The organism is Methylobacterium sp. NFXW15, from assembly GCF_049887755.1.
Lineage (GTDB): Bacteria > Pseudomonadota > Alphaproteobacteria > Rhizobiales > Beijerinckiaceae > Methylobacterium.
The window spans coordinates 191,823-210,281 of record NZ_JAGEKG010000004.1; the positions used below are offsets into that span (position 1 = coordinate 191,823).

Consider the following 18,459-nt stretch of genomic DNA (forward strand, 5'->3'; position numbering starts at 1 on the left):
CCTGTAACGTCCCGTCACGCCCAAGACGCCGGGCAGGAACCGGCGACATAAACGTTGGAGACGCCATGTCCGTTACCCCTGCTGGCCGCATCGGCATCACGTCGGACGAACACGACGCTGCCGATAAACGCCGCCGCATCATGGCTATCGTCGGCTCGTCCTCCGGCAATCTCGTCGAGTGGTACGACTTCTACTGCTACGCCTTCTTCGCCCTGTATTTCGCCCCGGCCTTCTTCCCGAAGGGCGACGCCACGAGCCAATTGCTTCAGACGGCGGGCATCTTCGCGGTGGGCTTCTTCATGCGGCCCGTGGGCGGGTGGCTGTTCGGGCGGATCGGCGATCGTGTCGGCCGCCGGACCTCCATGATCGTCTCCGTGCTGATGATGTGCTTCGGCTCGCTGCTCATCGGCATCCTGCCGACCTACGCCACCGTGGGAACGCTCGCCCCGGTGCTGCTATTGCTCGCCCGCATGCTCCAGGGCCTGTCCGTGGGCGGCGAGTACGGCACCTCCGCGACGTATATGAGCGAGGTGGCGATCAAGGGCCGTCGCGGGTTCTTCGCCTCATTCCAGTACGTGACCTTGATCGGTGGCCAGCTTCTAGCCTCGCTGGTGCTGGTGACGCTGCAAGCCTTCATGACCGCCGAGCAGCTGACCGCCTTCGGCTGGCGCATCCCGTTCTTCATCGGTGCGGTGCTGGCCGTCGTCGCCCTCTATCTCCGTCGCTCGCTCGCCGAGACGAAGGAGGGCGGCGATAAGGAGAACGCGGGCACGTTCAGCGCCCTGTTCAAGCACTGGCGAGCATTCTGCGTCGTCCTCGCCTACACCGCCGGTGGCTCGCTCAGCTTCTACACCTTCACGACTTACATGCAAAAGTATCTGGTCAATACCGCAGGCATGCCAAAGACGTCGGCGTCTCAGGTGATGACCTGGGTCCTGTTGGTCTACATGTTGATCCAGCCGATTTTCGGCGCCCTTTCGGATAAGATCGGCCGCAAGGCGAACATGATCCTCTATAGCGGCCTCGGCATGCTGATGGTTGTGCCGCTGATGTCATTCCTCGGCACGAACAAGGATCCCTATCTCGCCTTCGCGATGATCACCCTCGGGCTGGCGGTGATCTCGTTCTACACCGGCATCAGCGGCATCGTAAAAGCGGAGCTTTTCCCCACCAACGTCCGCGCGCTCGGCGTCGGCCTGTCCTACGCGATCGCCAACGCGATATTCGGCGGCACAGCCGAGTTCGTGGCCCTGTGGTTCAAGGACTCGGGAATGGAGGGCACGTTCTTCTGGTACGTGACGGTGATGCTCGGGATCGCCTTCATCGCCTCGCTGATCATGCCGAACCCGAAGGTCCACGGCTATCTCGATGGCTCCGGCACCGTCGAAGAGGCTTTGGGCAAGAAGCGCGGCTTGGTTCACGCCTGAAACGAAAAGGGGCGGGCCGCGATGGCCCGCCCCCTGGTTCCGGTATCGTTCGTATCTCAGTCCTGATCGATCTGGCGGCCGATGAGGGCGATAGCCTTTTGGTAGACCTGCGCGGCGTTCCAGCCCTGGAGCGCGGCGAAGTTCGGCTCTCCGGGCTGGTAGCCCGCGCCCCGCTGCCAGCCATGGGCCTTCAGGAAGTTCGCCGTAGACGAGAGGGCCGCACCGACATTGTTCAGGTCGCCGCCCGTGCCGTAATTCAACACGTTCTTCGGCAGGAACTGCGTGTGGCCGACCTCGCCATGGGCGGCGCCCCGCGTGCTCGCCGACAGGATTCCCCGATCCACCAGGGTGAGGGCGGCGCGCAACTGGTCGGTGAAGTACTCCGAGCGGCGGCAATCGTAGGCGAGAGTGGCTACGGCCGAGAGGGTGTTCACGTTACCCTTCACGGCGCCGAAACCGGTCTCCATGCCCCAGATCGCCAGAAGCGGGCCGGGCGGCACGCCGTAACGCTGCTCGATGGAGTCGAAGAGCGCGGCATTGGTGCGCTTGAGGGCGCGACCACGCTTCACGATCGTCGCGGCGCCGCGCTTGGCCATGAACTGGTCGAGGGATAGCTTGAAGCTGTGCTGACCCCGGTCGGCGGAGATCGTCGCTGTGGAGTAGGTCGTCCCCGCGAGGGCATCCAGGCTCGCCGCGCTGGCCCTGCCACGGTTCTCGGCGATGAATTCCCGCTTCCAGTTCTCGAACCCACCCGCGCTGTTCCCGCATTGGGCGGCCTGCGCCTGAGTGAGGGCGCCCCCGAACAAGGCGAGGGCCGCGGCGGCGAGGCTGTAGTGACGCTTCTGTGCAGCCACGTGAAACTCCTGGAAAATTCGCACGGCCCGGTTGGACCGCGCGGCAATATCGCTGCGGTCTAAAGCACATCGTGGCCGTTGGCGCACGCCGGACGACCTTCGCGGGGTGCGAAATAATCCCTCTGCGGGCAGATGTGATCGCGGCGTGGTTTCCAGGATGCTTCCGGCCTCACGTGTGCCAGGATCCTGACGCAAGCGCAGCGAACCCGGCATCGAACGGACCGGGCTGAGAAACGTTGGCGTGCGGCGGCGGGGAGGCCGGATGGATGCGGTACGGTCGGGCTCGATGACGAAACCCACCCTTGCGGATGCGCCGGAACTCGCAACGGCCCGGCCCATAGTGCCCGAAAGCCTCGGCCGGGAGGCGCCCGCCTTCAAGATCGTCAGCTGGAACCTCCTGCGGCGGGTCGGTGCGGCGATCGAGGATGTCGTCGCCCTGATCGAGCAGGAAAAACCGGACCTGCTGCTGATGCAGGAGGCGACGCGCGGTATCGGCTTCGTGAAGGACCGGGTCGGCGGGCATTACGCCTGGGCGCCTCTACCGGGCCGGATCCACGGCCTCGCCATGTGGAGCCCCAATCCCTTTCCGGCACCGCCGCGTACGGTCACGCTGCCCTCGGGTGCCATCGTCCACCGCGTCTGCCAAGTGCTGGACCTCGGCACGTTCGGCGTCGCAAACGTGCATCTGTCCCACGGCCAAGTTCTGAATCGGCGCCAGCTTCGCCGAATCGTCGCGAGCCTACCGCCGCGCGCGGCCGTTCTGGGCGATTACAACATCGTGGGCCCCGCCATGGTGCCGGGCTTCCGGGATATCGGTCCGCGCCGCCCGACCCATGCGATGATCGAGGTGCTACCCCTGCGCCTCGACCGCTGCCTCGCCCGCGGCCTCGTCTGCCGTGAGAGCGCCGTCCTGCCGCGCGGCCCCTCGGACCACCGTCCCATCGTCGTCCATCTCTGTCCGGAGCCGGAAGCGCGCCGACCGCTCAGAGGTATGGCAGCAGCAGCCGAACGGCTGCGTCGCGCAGGCGAACGGGCAAGGACCGCCCTTCGAGATCCCGCACCGTAAGTGGCAGATCCATCTTGGACACGATCAGCGCATCGATCTGGGCGGCCAGTGCCTCGTCGATCACTTCGACGTTCAGCTCGAAGTTGAGGCGGAAGCTGCGCATGTCCCAGTTGGCGCTGCCGACGAAGCACCACACGTCGTCGACGACCATGGCCTTGGCGTGGTCGAACGCATCGCGATCGAGATAGACCCGAACCCCGGACCGGATCAGCACGTCGAGATGGGCGCGCATCGCCCAATCGATGAAGCGATGATCGCTGACGGCGGGAATGACGACCTCGACGGTAACACCGCGCGTCGAAGCCTGCATCAGGGCGCCGGTCACCAATTCATCCGGCAGGAAGTAGGGCGTGGCGATGCGGACCCGCCGCCGTGCGCACCCGAGCGCCTGGATCACCACCTGCTCGATCTTCTGCACGTCCGCATCCGGCCCTGAGGTGACGGCGCGAGCCACCGTCTGACCGACGGCCGGTGCCTCCATGAACCAGGGCGGCCCGTCGAGATTCTCACCGTCCGCGAAAGCCCAATCGGCCGCGAAGGCGGTGGCCAATTGATCCACGACCGGTCCTTCCACGAAGTAGTGGATGTCGCGGATCGGGTGCTCAGGCTTCGTCGAGATACGGTTCGCCTGGGCGATGTTCAGCCCACCGGTGTAGGCGGTGAGCCCATCGAGGATCAGCAGCTTCTTGTGATTGCGCAGGTTCAGGAACGGCATTCGCCACGGCAGGGCGGAATGCATGAACAGGGCAGCGGGCACGCCCGCCGCCCGCAGGCGCTTGTAGGCGGGGGTGAGGAAATACCCGCCGCCGATGCCATCGATGATGACCCGCACCTCGACGCCCCGACCCTGCGCCTCGGCCAGGGCCGTACAGAACTCGCGCCCGGTCTCATCGTCCTTGAAGATGTAGCTCGTCATGGCGATGCTGGCCCGCGCCGCGCGGATCGCTGCGAGCATTTCCGGATAGGCCTCATCGCCATTGCGGAACATCCGCATCCGGTTGCCCTTGAGCGCGGGCGCCCCGGTGATCCGCCGGATCGCCCGGTCGAGGGGCCACAGTTCCCTCGGCACGACCTCATCGTCGGTATCGGGCGGCGGCACCGCCTCGGAAGGCCGCCCGCGCATCTTGCGCGCCCGCCGGTAGACCCGGTTGATCCCGAGCAGGAGGTACAGGGCCGAACCGAAGACTGGCGAAAGCCATGCTAGGCCGATCCAGCCGACCGCCACGCTTACCCGGCGCTTGCGCAGCAGGGCGTGAAGAGTCACCGCGAGCGCGAGCGCGATGCCGACAAGCGCTTCGACATCCGCGCGCAGCAACGCGGTCGAGTTGATCCAGCGGAAGACGACGTGGTCCACTTGCATCCTGCGGGCTGAAGCCTTCCGGCGATATAGCCCAGCCTTGGCGTAAGTCCGCCCGAATCGCGGAGAAGTCGTCAGTTCTTCAGTGGCGGGTCGCAGCGGAAGCCGCTGCCGTCGAGCGCGCTGTACACGATGCGTCCGCCCGCGTGCAGGCAACGCGCTTTCGCCGCCTCATGCGGCCGGTGAAAGCTCCAGATCGTGAACATCGGCCCGACCGTGGCGATGCAGACCACGCCGATCAGGACGGCGGCCGCCCAAGTCGGCCCATCGCGCTCGGGGCGCGGAGGCTTTGGCGGCGGCATCGCCCCGTAGAAGGCCAGGGTCAGGCCGATCAAGTCGGTGGTGGCTGTCATCGCCTATCCCGCACCGGCACGCCCGCATATCGCGGAATACCTGGAAGTTTAGGGCCGGCAAGCCTCCGCGCCTACATCCCCAGGCCGCAACAAAGGCGCGGCGGATCACCCCTCCCAAACCGGCTGACGCTTCGTCAGGAAGGCATCGATGCCCTCCTGCGCGTCGGCCATGGCCATGTTCTTCGTCATCACGGCGGCGGTGTAGGCATAGGCCTCGTCCAGGCTCATCTCGATCTGCTGAGAGAAGGCTTCCTTGCCCACTGCCAGCACCCGACGCGCCTTGGCTGCGATGGCACCGGCCATGGCTGCAACGGCGGAATCGAGGTCCGCAGCGGGGACGACGCGGTTCACCAGACCGATGCGTAGGGCTTCGCCTGCCGGGACCGGCTCGCCCAGCAACAGCATCTCTATCGCAGCCTTGCGCGGCACCGCCCGTGACAGGGCGACCATCGGCGTGGAGCAGAAGAGGCCGATCTGGACGCCGGGTGTCGCGAAGCGCGACTCCTCCGTGCAGATAGCGAGATCGCAAGACGCGACGAGCTGGCAGCCCGCCGCCGTCGCGATCCCATGGACCTGCGCGATGACCGGCTTCGGCAGGCGCACGAGGCTCGTCATCAGCCGGGCGCACGTCTTGAACAGATGCTCGGTGGCTTCCGGCGAGGGATTGGCGCGCATCTCGCGCAGATCGTGCCCAGCGCAGAAGGCCGGACCGGCGGCACGCAGCACCACGACGCGGACGGAATCATCCGCGCGAATCGTGTCGAGAGCGTCTTGCAGCGCGTTCATCAGCCCAAGCGACAGCGCGTTACGCGCGGCCGGGCGATTGAGGGTCAATGTCGCGATGCCTCCCGCATCCTGCCGAAGCAGAACGGGTTCGTCGGCGGCGGCCAAGGACTGGCTTGCGGACATCGGCGTTTCCCTCCGGCCTGCCCATCCTTACGTGACGGGCTTCAGGCGCGAAGGAAACGATCTAGCACGGCAGGGAAGGGCTGCGCAGGCCGGGCTCCGCAGCTTCGGCAAGAGCAAGGTCGAGGCGCGCGAAATCGGCGCCGGGGCCGTTCCACCAGACCGGCGGGAGCCGATCGAGGCGTCCCAGAGCCCGCGCGTAAGTCGGTGCTGAGGCGCTATCGATGATCGCGATGCTCGCACCGGACAAAACGAGTGCCAGTTCAGGCGCGTCGATCCCGGGATCGAGATCCTTGGTCCGCGCACCGACCCAGGCGAAACCTTGGCGAAGCGCGGCCGCTTCCAAAGGATCGGCGACCATCAGGACCGCCATGTCGCCGAAGCTTATGCCCTCGTCACGCGCCCACTTCGCGCAGACTCCGGGAACGAAGGGCGAGGTGTGCTCCGCCTCCGGGACCGGGCGCAGAGGCACCGGCTTTTCCGAAGTGACGGGGTGAGTCACGCTGTATCTGGCGCCAAGCATGCGGTGCGGACCGGCCTGTATGTTCAAGCTGAACCATTCCGGGTTCGCGCGATCGGGTTAAGACTTTCTGATACCGCGCCCTTGGTTGCGACAGATCGGCTCGAAAACGGGCAATTCAGCCCCTGCAGCACAGCCTATGGCCAATAGCCGGTGAAGATTACGCAGAGAAAGCGCCCTGGCGCGCCGAGCCCGAACGTCTATCTGTGCACCCGCTGAGCGGCCCGCACGACGAGGCCGCACGTGTTCGGAGGAGTTTTCTCGATGCGCCACCTCACCCCGCTCGCTGCGGTCCTCTTGCTGTGCGGCCCGGCGCAGGCTGAGATCCGCAACGCACCGTCCCCGCGCGCGATGGAATTGGCCGCCTACATCTTCGCGGCATCGAATGTCTGCGGTTTCCGGATCGGTGGCCCCGAATTCGAGGCTCTGCTGGCCAAGCAGAACGCCCGCGTTTCCGACATCCAGGCGGGCGGCCCCTTCGGCACCCGCGTCCAGATGATGTTTACGCTGATGTCCAACCAGATGCAGATGAACCGCGAAGGCTCCTGCACGGCAGTGGCTGGCGAATATGGTCCCGAGGGGAATATCGCCCGCAACGTCCTCCAGCCCTCGGATGCCGTGCCGGAGGCGCAGAAGCCCGCCGCGCCGCCGGCCAAGCCCGCACAGTGATCTAGCCGAGTCGCCAGTCGATCGGCGTCCGGCCTCGTTTGGCGAGCCATGCATTGGCCCGTCCAAACGGGTCGGAACCCGGAAAATCCCGCGCCCGGTTGAGGGGCGAGGGATGCCCGCTCTCCACGATGCCGTGACGGCTTGCATCGATGAGCCCGGCCCGGGCGCGGGCCTGCGCGCCCCAGAGCAGGAAGATCGTGGGCTCCGCCCGCCCCGCGACGGCGGACACGGCGTCGTCCGTCAGTGCCGACCAGCCCAGGCGCAGATGCGCTCCGGCTTTCCCCGCCTCGACGGTGAGCGCGCTGTTGAGAAGGAGCACGCCCTGGCGCGCCCAGGGTGTCAGATCGCCTCCAGCCTCGCGCGGCGAGCCCGCTTCCGCCAGGATCACTTTGAGCGAGGCGGGAAGGCGCCCCTTGCCGACATAGGAAAAGGCAAGGCCGTTCGCATCTCCGGGGGTCGGGTAGGGATCCTGGCCGAGGATCACCGCCTTCACGTCGGGCAGCGGCGTCTCGCGCAACGCGCGGAAGATGTCGCCGGGGGCGGGGAGCACCTGAGCCCCTGCGGCGATGCGCCCGTCGACCTTCCGCGCGACCTCGTCCGCCGCACCGTCTCGGAAGAAGGGCAGGGCAAGCCAGGAAGAACCAGTCTCGCGGAAGGCGGCGAGGGCGGCGGCGACGGGCCGGTCGGTCATCGATCTGAGAGATTCCCAAGATGCGGGAGCGGTTGCCGCCGCGTATCGCGCCCTTATACCGGGAAAGGTGCCGGGTCTCGGCCCGGTGCCGCCTTCGCCGGAGGCGCACGGCGTCCTACATAGGGCGAGCCCGCCACGGCGGGTCCGATCTCAAGCCATGACAAGGAATCGGCGCCAGGGCGCCGTAACGCTCTGATGAACGAACGCATCGAACCAGCCGCGCTCGCCGACAACCGGCCCGTCGCCCTCGGCAACAGCGGGCCGCTGACCCTGCCGACGGACCATCCGCCGGTTCGCTGGGGCCGCGTCGGCGTACTGCTCATGAACCTCGGCACGCCGGAGGGCACGACGTACTGGCCGATGCGCCGGTACCTGAAAGAGTTCCTCTCCGACCGCCGCGTCATTGAGGTGCCGCGCCTGATCTGGTGGCCGCTCCTCAACCTCATCATCCTGTCCAAGCGCCCGGGGCCGAAGGGCCGCGACTATGCCAGCGTCTGGAACAACGAGCTCAATGAAGGGCCGCTCAAGACCATCACCCGCGGCCAAAGCGAGAAGCTTCAGGCGGCGATGGGTGAGAGCGTCGTGGTCGATTGGGCGATGCGCTACGGCAAGCCGGAGGTCGCGGGCCGCATCCAGGCCCTGCTCGACCAAGGCTGCGACCGCATCCTTCTCGTGCCGCTCTACCCGCAATACGCTGCCGCCACCTCGGCGACCGCTTGCGATCAGGCGTTCCGCGCCCTGATGGACATGCGCTGGCAGCCGACCGTTCGGGTCTCACCACCCTATCACGACGATGCGGTCTACATCGAAGCCATGGCCCAATCGATCCGCGACGGGCTGGCCAAGCTCGACTTCGAGCCCGAGGTGATCCTCACCTCGTTCCACGGCGTACCCCGCAGCTATCTGCTGAAGGGCGACCCCTACCATTGCCAGTGTCACAAGACCGGCCGCCTGATCCGCGAAGCTCTCGGCTTCTCGCCCGAGCGGATGCGGGTCACCTTCCAGTCGCGCTTCGGCAACGAGGAATGGTTGAAGCCCTATACCGACGAGACGGTGATGGAGCTGGCCAAGTCGGGCGTGAAGCGGATGGCCATCGTGGCGCCCGGCTTCACCGCCGACTGCCTCGAAACGCTCGAAGAGCTCGACGGTGAGAATCGCCACTACTTCGAGGAGAATGGCGGCGAGCACTTCGCCTACATCCCCTGCCTCAACGACACCGATCTCGGCATGAAGGTCATCGAGCACGTCGTGCGGCGGGAGCTCCAGGGTTGGATCTGAGGCCCACCCATCGGCGAAAAATTGCATGATACCGCCGGTTGCGCTTGCTGCGTGACCGGCGCGGCCTATCATCCTCTCAGCGGACGCGAGTCCGGTCCATAAAATGGGAGGGTCGTGACGTGGCGTTCTTTATCGGTATCGCCTGTCCGTGGATCCTGGTCATCGTGCTCGACCGGCTCTCGGAATCCCGGCGCCTGTCCGAACTGGAATCGCTGGGCGTAGCGCCCCGTCCCGCCGGGAACTCGGCTTACATCACCAAACCCGACCGGCCGTACTAGCCTCGAAACGCTTCGAGCATCTCCGGCAGCGGTGCGATCCAGGGCACCGTGACGTCTCACGACGTCACGGTGCCCTGGATCGTGTTACTCGGGGCGACGACGGTGCGCCCAGCACCGCCTACTTCGCGGCGGGCGTCTGCGGCGCGGCAGCGGGCACGTCCTTGCGGTCGATCTTCGCCTCGGCGCGCAGCTTCAGGATGAGATCCTGCTGTGCCTTGCGGATGAGGTGCTGATCGATCTGCTCCTTCAACTCGTCGAAGGTCGGCTGGGGCTTGGTGCGCTTCTCCTCGACCTTGATGACGTGCCAGCCGAACTGCGTCTTCACCGGATCGGACACCGTGCCCGGCTTCATGGCGAAAGCGGCCGTGGCGAAGTCAGGGACCATGCGCTCCTTGGTAAACCAGCCGAGATCGCCGCCCTCGGTCTTGGAGCCGGGGTCCTTCGAGGTCTCGGCGGCCACCTTGGCGAAATCCTCGCCGCCCTTGATACGCTCGGCGATCTTCTTGGCCTCGCCCTCGCTCTCCACGAGGATGTGGCGGGCGTGGATCTCTTCCTCGGGCTTCATCAGCTTGACCGATTGGTCGTACACCGCCTTCTCGGCTTCGGGCGTCACCGCCTTCTTGGCCTCCTGCTCAAGATAATCGTCGAGCAGCAGCTTGTCGCGGAAATAGGCCATCTTGCGCTTGAAGTCGGCGCCGTCGCCGACCTTGGCCGCCTCGGCAGCCTGCGCGCCGACCTTCAGGTCGACCATGTAGTCCACGAGCAGATTCTTCTTCTGCGCCTCGTCCACGCCCGGCAGGGACAAAGCCGGGTCGTCGGCAGCGATCGCGATGTCGGCCTGCGTGATCGGCTGGCCGTTCACCGTCGCGACGATCACCGCCGGGTCGGCGGGGGCCGCAGGGGCGGCTGTCGCTGGGGCTGCCTTGTCGGCCGGTGGCGTCTGGGCCGCCGCCGCGCCGGAGAGGGCGAGCGCCAACGCGAGCGCGCTGGCGCGCCGGAGCAGAGCATGGGTCGGCATGGAAGATACCTCGGTCGGCCTGTCGATAGCCGGTTCGGCGGCGAGGGTCCTAACCCCCCGCAGGCTGCCGATCCGGCGGCGGCAGAGGTGGCCCGGCGGCTCGCAGAACGCAAGCGGAGCCGTAAATCGCAACCATTCGGGGCTCCGGCTCTTTCAGGTGCACGGGGCGATGTTTACCTCTATAAGCCGCCCCATTCCGCCCAGGCCGGCCCGCGACGTCACGTCCGTCGGCGGGCACGCCCGTCCGCAGGTTTACGATGCTCGGCTCGCTCGCCAAGAAGATTTTCGGCTCCTCAAACGACCGCCGCGTGAAGGGCTACCGCCCCCGCGTCGCTCAGATCAACGCCCTGGAGCCCGAGATCGCGGCGCTGAGCGACGACCAGCTCCGCGCCCGCACCGACATGCTCAAGGCCGAACTGGCGGCGGGCAAGAGCTTGGATGACATCCTCGTCCCCGCCTTCGCCACCGTCCGCGAGGCGGCCAAGCGCGTGCTCGGCCAGCGTCACTTCGACGTGCAGCTCATCGGCGGCATGGTGCTTCACGAAGGCGGCATCTCCGAGATGAAGACCGGTGAGGGTAAGACCCTCGTCGCCACCGCACCGGTCTATCTGAACGCCCTCGAGGGCAAGGGCGTCCACGTCATCACCGTGAACGATTACCTCGCCAGCCGTGACGCCGAGTGGATGGGCCGGGTCTACCGCTTCCTCGGCCTCACCGTCGGCACCATCGTGCATGGGCTGGACGATGAGCAGCGCAAGGCGTCCTACGCCTGCGACATCACCTACGGCACGAACAACGAGTTCGGCTTCGACTACCTGCGCGACAACATGAAGTACGAGATCGCGCAGCTCGCGCAGCGCGGCCACAATTACGCGATCGTGGACGAGGTGGATTCGATCCTCATCGACGAGGCGCGCACGCCGCTCATTATCTCCGGTCCGGTGGACGACCGTTCGGAGCTCTACATGGCCGTCGACGGCGTGATGCCGCTGCTGGAGCCGGCCCATTACGATCTGGACGAGAAGCAGCGTACCGTCTCGCTGACCGAAGAGGGCAACGAATTCCTTGAGGACGCGCTGCGCGCGGCGGGCATCCTGAAGGAGGGCGACCTGTATGACGCCCACAACGTCACCATCGTCCATCACGTGAACCAGGCGCTGCGCGCCCACACCCTGTTCACGCGTGACAAGGATTACATCGTCCGCAACGACGAGGTGGTGATCATCGACGAGTTCACCGGCCGCATGATGCAGGGCCGCCGCTACTCGGAAGGCCTGCACCAGGCGCTCGAGGCGAAGGAGCGGGTGACGATCCAGCCCGAGAACCAGACGCTCGCCTCGATCACCTTCCAGAACTACTTCCGCCTGTACAAGAAGCTCGCCGGCATGACCGGCACGGCCTCGACCGAGGCGGATGAGTTCGCCGAGATCTACAAGCTCGACGTGGTCGACATCCCGACCAACAAGGAGATCGAGCGCGTCGATGAGGACGACGAGGTCTACCGGACCGTCGAGGAGAAGTATCAGGCGATCATCCAGGAGATTGCCAAGGCGCATGAGCGCCACCAGCCGATCCTGGTTGGCACGGGTTCGATCGAGAAGTCGGAATACCTCGCCGACATGCTGGTGAAGGCGGGCTACACCCCGCTCGACTATTCCGACCCCAACGCGCTGACCGACGTCTACAAGGCCGCCCGCGAGGGCCGCGTGACCAAGCGCTTCGCCGTGCTGAACGCCCGCTTCCACGAGCAGGAAGCGTATATCGTCGCCGAGGCCGGTGTGCCCGGCGCCATCACCATTGCCACCAACATGGCCGGTCGCGGCACCGACATCAAACTCGGCGGCAACGTCGAGATGCGAGTCGAGAAGGAACTGGCGAACGTGCCCGAGGGGCCGGAGCGCGAGGCGGCCGTCGCGGCGATCAAGGCCGAAATTGCCGAGAACCGCGCCAAGGTTCTGGCCTCCGGCGAGCCGGCGGACCCGGAGGCGGGCCGCAAGAAAGCGCTGCCGGGCGGCCTCTACATCATCGGCACGGAGCGCCACGAATCACGGCGTATCGACAACCAGCTCCGCGGCCGCTCGGGCCGTCAGGGCGATCCCGGCCGCTCGAAATTCTACCTGTCCCTCAAGGACGACCTGATGCGGATCTTCGGGTCCGACCGCATGGACGGGATGCTGCAGAAGCTCGGCCTGGAGCAGGGCGAAGCGATCATCCACCCCTGGATCAATCGGGCCATTGAAAAGGCGCAGCAGAAGGTCGAAGCGCGCAACTTCGACATGCGCAAGAACGTGCTCAAGTACGACAACGTCATGAACGACCAGCGTAAGGTCGTGTTCGAGCAGCGCCGCGACTTCATGGGTCAGGAAAGCGTCCGCGAGACCGTGGACGACATGCGCGAGGGCGTGGTGGACGACATCGTCACCCGTCACATCCCGCCGGATACCTATGCCGAGCAGTGGGACGCCGAGGGACTTCGCGAATCGGCGAAGCAGATCCTGAACCTCGACATCCCCGCCGAAGAGTGGGTGAAGGAAGAGGGCATCGCCGACGAGGAGATCCGGGAGCGCCTGATGAAGCTGGCCGATCAGGCCTATCAGGAGCGCGTCGAAAAGAACGGCGCCGAGGTTTCGGCCTATATCGAGAAGCAGGTTCTGCTGCAGAGCCTCGACCAACTCTGGCGCGAGCATCTCGTGACGCTGGATCACCTGCGGCAGGTAGTGGGCTGGCGCGGCATCGCCCAGCGCGACCCGCTGAACGAGTATAAGTCCGAGGCGTTCGAACTGTTCAACAGCCTCGTCGCGTCCCTGCGCGAGCAGGTGACGGGCCAGCTCTCGCGCATCGAGGTGATGTTCCAGCAGGATGAGGCGCCGCCCATGGAGAGCCCCGGCCTGCCTCCGATGTTCGCCCAGCACCTCGATCCCGTCACCGGCGAGAACGAGATGGACTACACCCGCGGCAGTGGCAGCGATGGTGGCGGCGGACCGGCTTACGGCTATGCCGCGCAAGCGCTCTCAGCCGACACTGCAGTGATGGAGCGTGACCCGAACGACGAGTCGACCTGGGGTCGCGTCGCGCGCAACGAGCCATGCCCCTGCGGCTCGGGCAAGAAGTACAAGCACTGCCACGGCAGCTTCGCGGCGTGAGCTCCCGCTCTATCTTCGTTGCCGGAGCGGGAACGGAGATCGGCAAGACCTACGTGACGGCGGCGCTCACGCGCCGCCTTCGCGAACGCGGCCCGGTTCTCGCCCTCAAGCCACTGGCGAGCGGCGTGGCGCCGGTCACTCATCCGGCCTTCGGCGAGAGCGACACGGCCCGGCTACTCGACGCGCAGGGCTTGGCCGTGACCGAGGACACGGTTGCGGCCTGCTCACCCTGGCGCTTCGCTGCGCCGCTTGCGCCCAATCAGGCGGCCGCCCTCGAGGGCTACTTACTTCATCTCGATGAGATCGTTGGATGGTGCCGCAGCCGCGTCGCGTCATCGGCCCATCCCGTCGTCATCGAGGGCGTCGGCGGGCTGATGAGCCCGATCACCGATGAGGCTACGGGGCTCGACTGGATCGAGGCCCTGGCCATTCCCGTGGTGCTGGTGTCCGGCAGTTATCTGGGCGCGATCAGCCACGCCCTTACCGCCGCCGAAGTGCTCCGTCTGCGCGGTCAGGCGCTTCGAGCGGTCGTCGTCAGCGAAAGCGAAGGCGCGACGACGCCGCCGCAGACTGTGGCCACAGAGATCGGGCGACGCGTGCTCTGCCCCGTCTTCTGCATGAAGCGCGGCGAAGCGGCACCGGACGCTCTCGCCGACCTGCTCTGACTTCGCCAACAGCGAGCAGCCATTCACCAAATAGTGTCACGGCGGCGTGCGAGCGTCGCTGGACGGTGACCCTCCGTCGCTTAGCTGATGTGCGCAGAGGCACACGGCCTCCGTGTATGGCCCCCGGAGGAACGTTGAGCCACTCTCTCGCCCCGGTCAGCGACACCGCCTCCACGGAGCCAGCCGACCAGAAGCGCGGACGCCTCAATCCAGCCTTGCTGCTGGGGGCGCTCGGTGTCGTCTATGGCGACATCGGCACTAGCCCGCTCTACGCTTACAAGGAAGCGGTGAAGGCAGCAGGTGGAGGTGCGGCCACGCCGCTCGCCGTCACGGGCGCGGTGTCCCTCATTTTTTGGGCGTTGATCCTCGTCGTCTCGCTCAAATACGCGATCCTGATCCTGCGGGCGGACAATCGAGGGGAGGGCGGCATCGTCGCCATGCTCGCCTTGCTCGGCGCCCGTCAGGCCAAGCCGGGAACGGCGAAAGCGCTCCTGCTGGTCGTCGGCCTCCTCGGCGCGGCGTTGCTCTATGGCGATGGTGCGATCACACCCGCCATCTCCGTTCTTTCGGCGGTGGAGGGCCTGAAGGTCGATGCGCCTTCGCTCGCACGCTACGTGGTGCCGATCACCCTCGTGATCCTCGTGGGCCTGTTCGCCGTGCAGTTTCAGGGCGTGGCGCGGATCGGGCGGATCTTCGGGCCCGTCATGCTGCTGTGGTTCGCGACCCTGGCCTGGCTGGGCATTGGCGCGATTCTGCACAACCCCGAGATCCTGGCGGGTCTCAATCCGCTGAAGGCGGTCGAATTCCTCGTCCATGCGGGTTGGGGCATCAGTTTCGCCATGCTGGGGGCGGCCTTCCTCGCCGTCACGGGCGGAGAGGCTATGTATGCCGATCTCGGACATTTCGGTGCCCGGCCGATCCGCGTGGCGTGGTTCGCTCTGGTGCTTCCCGCTTTGGTGCTCAACTATTTCGGGCAGGGAGCCCTGCTGCTTTCCGAACCCGACGCGCTGGAAAATCCGTTCTTCCGCCTCGCGCCCGACTGGGCGCATATCCCCCTCGTCGGTCTCGCGACGCTCGCAACGATCATCGCGTCGCAAGCCATCATCTCCGGCGTCTTCTCGCTGACCCAGCAGGCGATCCAGCTCGGCTTCCTGCCTACCATGCGGATCGTCCAAACCGCACATGAGGAGCGCGGACAGATCTACGTCCCGGCGGTGAACTGGCTCCTCGCCATCGCGACGCTGGTGGCGGTCGTCGTGTTCGAATCGTCCGATGCGCTCGCGGGCGCCTACGGCATCGCGGTGTCGATGCTCATGGCCATCACCACCCTGCTCGCTGCGCTGATCGCCCTGAAATGGGGCTACAACCCCCTGGCGGTCCTGGCGGTGAACGGTTTCTTCCTCGCCATCGATCTCGTCTTCCTCGGCGCCAACAGCGTGAAGCTCCTGGAGGGCGGCTGGTTTCCCCTCGTGCTCGCGGGCTTCGTCGCGATGATGATGCTCACCTGGCGCAAGGGGAACACGCTGGTGGAGGAGGCGCGCACCGCCATGCGCCAGCCGGAGGATGCGTTTCTCGAGGGCCTGAGCCACCAACGCCTTCTCAGGCTACCTGGCACAGCAGCCTTTCTCTCTTCCGCGCTTCACGGAATTCCGTTGCATCTGTCGCGCTTCGTGGAGCGCAGCCACGCCCTGCACGAGCGCGTGTTGATCGTCACAGCGCTCTACGAGGAGACACCGAGCGTTCCCCTCGACGAACGAGCCCATGTCATCGTGCTCGCACCGGACTTCTACCGTGTCATTCTGCGCTACGGCTTTATGGAGGATGCATCGATCCCGGAGGGAATCGCCTGCGCGGTGCGGAAAGGCGAACTTCCTCAGCAATGCGTGGAGGATGTGACTGTCTTCATCGGTCACGAGACCGTGATCCCGAAAAACGACAACCGTGGAATGGCCGCTTGGCGGGAAAATCTATTCGCATTCATGCAGCGAAATGCCGAGAGAACAGGCGCTTTCTTCGGTGTCCCGACGCGTCAGGTCGTCGAGGTCGGCACCGAAATCGAGATCTAACGAGCCGATCGGGAACGGAACCTAGGCCGTCTCTCATCGTTCGACTCGCCTGAAGAGCCAAGCGGCTCCGCAGCGTCCCCATCCGGGGGATGGCTCGCCGGGGCCGGACGAACGGAGGGATTTCGATGAACAGCGATCGCTTGGAAGGTGGTGTCCGCCATCTGCGCGGCCGAGTGAAGACCGCGACCGGCGCCCTGCGCGGCAATCCGGGCCGCCAGTTCGACGGTGCCGTGGATCAGGTCGCCGGCGCCGCTCAGTATGCCTATGGCCGCGCCCGCGAGACCGGTGAGGAACTGCGCCGTGACGGCGAGCACCTCTACGAGGAAGGCCGTGAACGCGCCCGTGCCTTCGCCGACGAGGCCTATTCGCGCGGTGAAGCCTTCGCCGACGAAGCCGTTCAGCGGAGCCGCCACATCCGCTCCCGCGCCGTCCATCACGGGCGCCATTTGGCCCGCCGGGCCGACGACAACCGCGGCACGACGCTCGCCCTGGTGGCGGCCGTGGCCTTCGGCATCGGTTGGCTCGCCCGCCCGAGCCGTTGAGCGACGGGTAGCCGCCCAAACGCATAAAGACATCTTTATGTCTTGATTGCTTCCTCGCTCGCGAAGTGATAGGCCACCGGCCGGATCGCAACGCGAGTGAGGAGAGCTGCATGGCCAAGGACTACATCGTCAGGGATATCGGGCTGGCCGATTACGGCCGGAAGGAAATCTCGATCGCCGAGACCGAGATGCCCGGCCTGATGTCCGTTCGGGAGGAATACGGCGCGAGGCAGCCTCTGAAGGGCGCGAAGATCGCCGGCTCCCTGCACATGACCATTCAGACGGCGGTGCTGATCGAGACGCTGAAGTCTCTCGGCGCCGACATCCGCTGGGTGTCCTGCAACATCTACTCGACCCAGGACCACGCCGCCGCCGCGATCGCCGCCGCCGGCATCCCGGTCTTCGCCGTGAAGGGCGAGACGCTGGAAGAGTACTGGGATTACACCTCCCGCCTGTTCGATTGGCATGACGGCGGCATGCCGAACATGATCCTGGACGATGGTGGCGATGCCACGATGTTCGTCCATCTGGGCCTGCGTGCCGAGAACGGCGACACCGCCTTCCTCGATAACCCGGGCTCCGAGGAGGAAGAGATCTTCTTCGCCCTGCTGAAGAAGAAGCTCGCCGAGAAGCCGAAGGGTTGGTTCGCCGGCCTCGCCGAGTCGATCAAGGGCGTCTCCGAGGAGACGACCACGGGCGTACACCGCCTCTACATCCTCGCCAAGGAGGGCAAGCTGCTCTTCCCGGCGATCAACGTGAACGACTCGGTCACCAAGTCGAAGTTCGACAACCTCTACGGCTGTAAGGAGTCGCTGGTCGACGGCATCCGTCGCGGCACCGACGTCATGATGGCTGGCAAGGTCGCCATGGTCGCGGGCTTCGGCGACGTGGGCAAGGGCTCGGCCGCTTCGCTCCGCAACGCTGGCTGCCGCGTCATGGTCTCGGAGATCGATCCGATCTGCGCGCTCCAGGCCGCGATGGAGGGCTACGAGGTCGTGACGATGGAAGACGCCGCCCCGCGCGCCGACATCTTCGTCACCGCCACCGGCAACCGTGACATCATCACCCTCGACCACATGCGGGCGATGAAGGACCGGGCCATCGTTTGCAACATCGGCCACTTCGATAACGAGATTCAGGTCGCTGGCCTGAAGAACCTGAAGTGGAACAACATCAAGCCGCAGGTCGACGAGATCGAGTTCGCCGACGGCCACCGCATCATCCTGCTGTCGGAGGGCCGCCTCGTGAACCTCGGCAACGCGACGGGCCACCCGTCCTTCGTGATGTCGGCCTCGTTCACCAACCAGACGCTGGCCCAGATCGAGCTCTGGACCAACCCGGGCAAGTACGAGAAGCAGGTCTACACCCTGCCGAAGGCCCTCGATGAGAAGGTCGCCGCCCTGCACCTCGCGAAGGTCGGAGCGACGCTTTCGAAGCTTCGCCCGGATCAGGCCGCGTATATCGGCGTGAAGGAAAACGGTCCGTTCAAGCCCGAGCACTACCGCTACTAGAACGGTTGCGCACTACACACTATCGGGCCCGGCGTGCTTCGCCGGGCCCTTCGTTTGTCAAGGCCAATTCGACACAGCCGGGTGTGTCTTCTGTGTGTCGTTAACGAGCGATTTA

The 18,459-nt window shown here is 66.0% G+C and carries 17 protein-coding genes; 10 read left to right on the forward strand and 7 right to left on the reverse strand.

The genetic code is table 11. From position 1 onward, the window contains the following. Nucleotides 1-65 precede the first annotated feature (65 nt). Nucleotides 66-1,427: an MFS family transporter gene (locus tag J4O73_RS10925; protein WP_426217196.1), complete on the forward strand. Its 1,362-nt coding sequence runs from the start codon at nucleotides 66-68 to the stop codon at nucleotides 1,425-1,427. A gap of 56 nt (nucleotides 1,428-1,483) precedes the next feature. On the opposite strand, the gene J4O73_RS10930 is transcribed toward J4O73_RS10925, so the two are convergent. Then, on the reverse strand, nucleotides 1,484-2,233 hold the full coding sequence (locus J4O73_RS10930) for a lytic murein transglycosylase (RefSeq protein WP_426217727.1): 750 nt from the start codon (nucleotides 2,231-2,233) through the stop codon (nucleotides 1,484-1,486). Nucleotides 2,234-2,567: 334 nt separating this feature from the next. Between J4O73_RS10930 and J4O73_RS10935 the strand changes: the two genes are divergently transcribed. Then, a complete protein-coding gene (locus J4O73_RS10935) occupies nucleotides 2,568-3,347 on the forward strand; it encodes an endonuclease/exonuclease/phosphatase family protein (RefSeq protein WP_426217198.1) in 780 nt (259 codons plus the stop codon). On the opposite strand, the gene J4O73_RS10940 is transcribed toward J4O73_RS10935, so the two are convergent. The 4 genes from J4O73_RS10940 to J4O73_RS10955 all read right to left on the reverse strand — a co-directional run bounded on the left by J4O73_RS10940 (nucleotide 3,265) and on the right by J4O73_RS10955 (nucleotide 6,435). Further along, the gene (locus J4O73_RS10940; RefSeq protein ID WP_426217200.1) at nucleotides 3,265-4,701 is read right to left on the reverse strand and encodes a phospholipase D-like domain-containing protein; all 1,437 of its coding nucleotides are present in this window, start codon (nucleotides 4,699-4,701) and stop codon (nucleotides 3,265-3,267) included. The two genes, J4O73_RS10935 and J4O73_RS10940, sit on opposite strands and share 83 nt — an antisense overlap. Nucleotides 4,702-4,778: 77 nt before the next feature. After that, on the reverse strand, nucleotides 4,779-5,057 hold the full coding sequence (locus tag J4O73_RS10945) for a hypothetical protein (protein ID WP_426217202.1): 279 nt from the start codon (nucleotides 5,055-5,057) through the stop codon (nucleotides 4,779-4,781). Between the two features lie 105 nt (nucleotides 5,058-5,162). Continuing rightward, complete coding sequence (locus tag J4O73_RS10950; protein WP_426217203.1) at nucleotides 5,163-5,966, reverse strand: enoyl-CoA hydratase; 804 nt, start codon at nucleotides 5,964-5,966, stop codon at nucleotides 5,163-5,165. A gap of 61 nt (nucleotides 5,967-6,027) precedes the next feature. Further along, on the reverse strand, nucleotides 6,028-6,435 hold the full coding sequence (locus J4O73_RS10955) for an AMP-dependent synthetase (RefSeq protein WP_426217205.1): 408 nt from the start codon (nucleotides 6,433-6,435) through the stop codon (nucleotides 6,028-6,030). Nucleotides 6,436-6,747: 312 nt separating this feature from the next. On the opposite strand from J4O73_RS10955, the gene J4O73_RS10960 reads away from it, so the two are divergent. Next, nucleotides 6,748-7,152 carry a hypothetical protein gene (locus tag J4O73_RS10960; protein WP_426217207.1) on the forward strand — a complete coding sequence of 135 codons (405 nt, stop codon included), beginning with the start codon at nucleotides 6,748-6,750 and terminating at the stop codon, nucleotides 7,150-7,152. A gap of 1 nt (nucleotide 7,153) precedes the next feature. On the opposite strand, the gene J4O73_RS10965 is transcribed toward J4O73_RS10960, so the two are convergent. Next, nucleotides 7,154-7,843: a uracil-DNA glycosylase gene (locus J4O73_RS10965; RefSeq protein WP_426217209.1), complete on the reverse strand. Its 690-nt coding sequence runs from the start codon at nucleotides 7,841-7,843 to the stop codon at nucleotides 7,154-7,156. 195 nt (nucleotides 7,844-8,038) lie between these two features. Between J4O73_RS10965 and hemH the strand changes: the two genes are divergently transcribed. Continuing rightward, nucleotides 8,039-9,121, forward strand: coding sequence for a ferrochelatase (gene hemH, locus J4O73_RS10970; protein WP_426217210.1), 1,083 nt, complete (start codon nucleotides 8,039-8,041; stop codon nucleotides 9,119-9,121). 119 nt (nucleotides 9,122-9,240) lie between these two features. Further along, nucleotides 9,241-9,399: a hypothetical protein gene (locus J4O73_RS10975; protein ID WP_378970398.1), complete on the forward strand. Its 159-nt coding sequence runs from the start codon at nucleotides 9,241-9,243 to the stop codon at nucleotides 9,397-9,399. A 118-nt stretch (nucleotides 9,400-9,517) separates the two neighbouring features. On the opposite strand, the gene J4O73_RS10980 is transcribed toward J4O73_RS10975, so the two are convergent. Beyond that, nucleotides 9,518-10,417, reverse strand: coding sequence for a peptidylprolyl isomerase (locus tag J4O73_RS10980; RefSeq protein WP_426217212.1), 900 nt, complete (start codon nucleotides 10,415-10,417; stop codon nucleotides 9,518-9,520). Nucleotides 10,418-10,674: 257 nt separating this feature from the next. On the opposite strand from J4O73_RS10980, the gene secA reads away from it, so the two are divergent. The 5 genes from secA (at nucleotide 10,675) to ahcY (ending at nucleotide 18,344) form a co-directional block, all read left to right on the forward strand. After that, complete coding sequence (gene secA, locus J4O73_RS10985) at nucleotides 10,675-13,560, forward strand: preprotein translocase subunit SecA (protein ID WP_426217214.1); 2,886 nt, start codon at nucleotides 10,675-10,677, stop codon at nucleotides 13,558-13,560. Next, nucleotides 13,557-14,225 carry a dethiobiotin synthase gene (gene bioD, locus J4O73_RS10990; protein WP_426217216.1) on the forward strand — a complete coding sequence of 223 codons (669 nt, stop codon included), beginning with the start codon at nucleotides 13,557-13,559 and terminating at the stop codon, nucleotides 14,223-14,225. Before secA ends, bioD begins: the two co-directional genes overlap by 4 nt. Nucleotides 14,226-14,359: 134 nt before the next feature. Then, nucleotides 14,360-16,291 carry a potassium transporter Kup gene (locus J4O73_RS10995; protein WP_426217218.1) on the forward strand — a complete coding sequence of 644 codons (1,932 nt, stop codon included), beginning with the start codon at nucleotides 14,360-14,362 and terminating at the stop codon, nucleotides 16,289-16,291. 125 nt (nucleotides 16,292-16,416) lie between these two features. Next, a complete protein-coding gene (locus J4O73_RS11000) occupies nucleotides 16,417-16,833 on the forward strand; it encodes a CsbD family protein (protein WP_426217220.1) in 417 nt (138 codons plus the stop codon). A gap of 110 nt (nucleotides 16,834-16,943) precedes the next feature. Beyond that, the gene (ahcY, locus tag J4O73_RS11005) at nucleotides 16,944-18,344 is read left to right on the forward strand and encodes an adenosylhomocysteinase (RefSeq protein ID WP_426217222.1); all 1,401 of its coding nucleotides are present in this window, start codon (nucleotides 16,944-16,946) and stop codon (nucleotides 18,342-18,344) included. Nucleotides 18,345-18,459: the final 115 nt, after the last annotated feature.

Excerpts from the sequence above, each read along its gene's own strand:
- J4O73_RS10925 (WP_426217196.1), top strand. The coding sequence starts at position 66 with ATGTCCGTTACCCCTGCTGGCCGCATCGGCATCACGTCGGACGAACAC.
- J4O73_RS10935 (WP_426217198.1), top strand. The coding sequence starts at position 2,568 with ATGACGAAACCCACCCTTGCGGATGCGCCGGAACTCGCAACGGCCCGG.
- J4O73_RS10945 (WP_426217202.1), bottom strand. The coding sequence starts at position 5,057 with ATGACAGCCACCACCGACTTGATCGGCCTGACCCTGGCCTTCTACGGG.
- J4O73_RS10950 (WP_426217203.1), bottom strand. The coding sequence starts at position 5,966 with ATGTCCGCAAGCCAGTCCTTGGCCGCCGCCGACGAACCCGTTCTGCTT.
- J4O73_RS10960 (WP_426217207.1), top strand. The coding sequence starts at position 6,748 with ATGCGCCACCTCACCCCGCTCGCTGCGGTCCTCTTGCTGTGCGGCCCG.
- J4O73_RS10965 (WP_426217209.1), bottom strand. The coding sequence starts at position 7,843 with ATGACCGACCGGCCCGTCGCCGCCGCCCTCGCCGCCTTCCGCGAGACT.
- hemH (WP_426217210.1), top strand. The coding sequence starts at position 8,039 with ATGAACGAACGCATCGAACCAGCCGCGCTCGCCGACAACCGGCCCGTC.
- J4O73_RS10980 (WP_426217212.1), bottom strand. The coding sequence starts at position 10,417 with ATGCCGACCCATGCTCTGCTCCGGCGCGCCAGCGCGCTCGCGTTGGCG.
- secA (WP_426217214.1), top strand. The coding sequence starts at position 10,675 with ATGCTCGGCTCGCTCGCCAAGAAGATTTTCGGCTCCTCAAACGACCGC.
- J4O73_RS11000 (WP_426217220.1), top strand. The coding sequence starts at position 16,417 with ATGAACAGCGATCGCTTGGAAGGTGGTGTCCGCCATCTGCGCGGCCGA.
- ahcY (WP_426217222.1), top strand. The coding sequence starts at position 16,944 with ATGGCCAAGGACTACATCGTCAGGGATATCGGGCTGGCCGATTACGGC.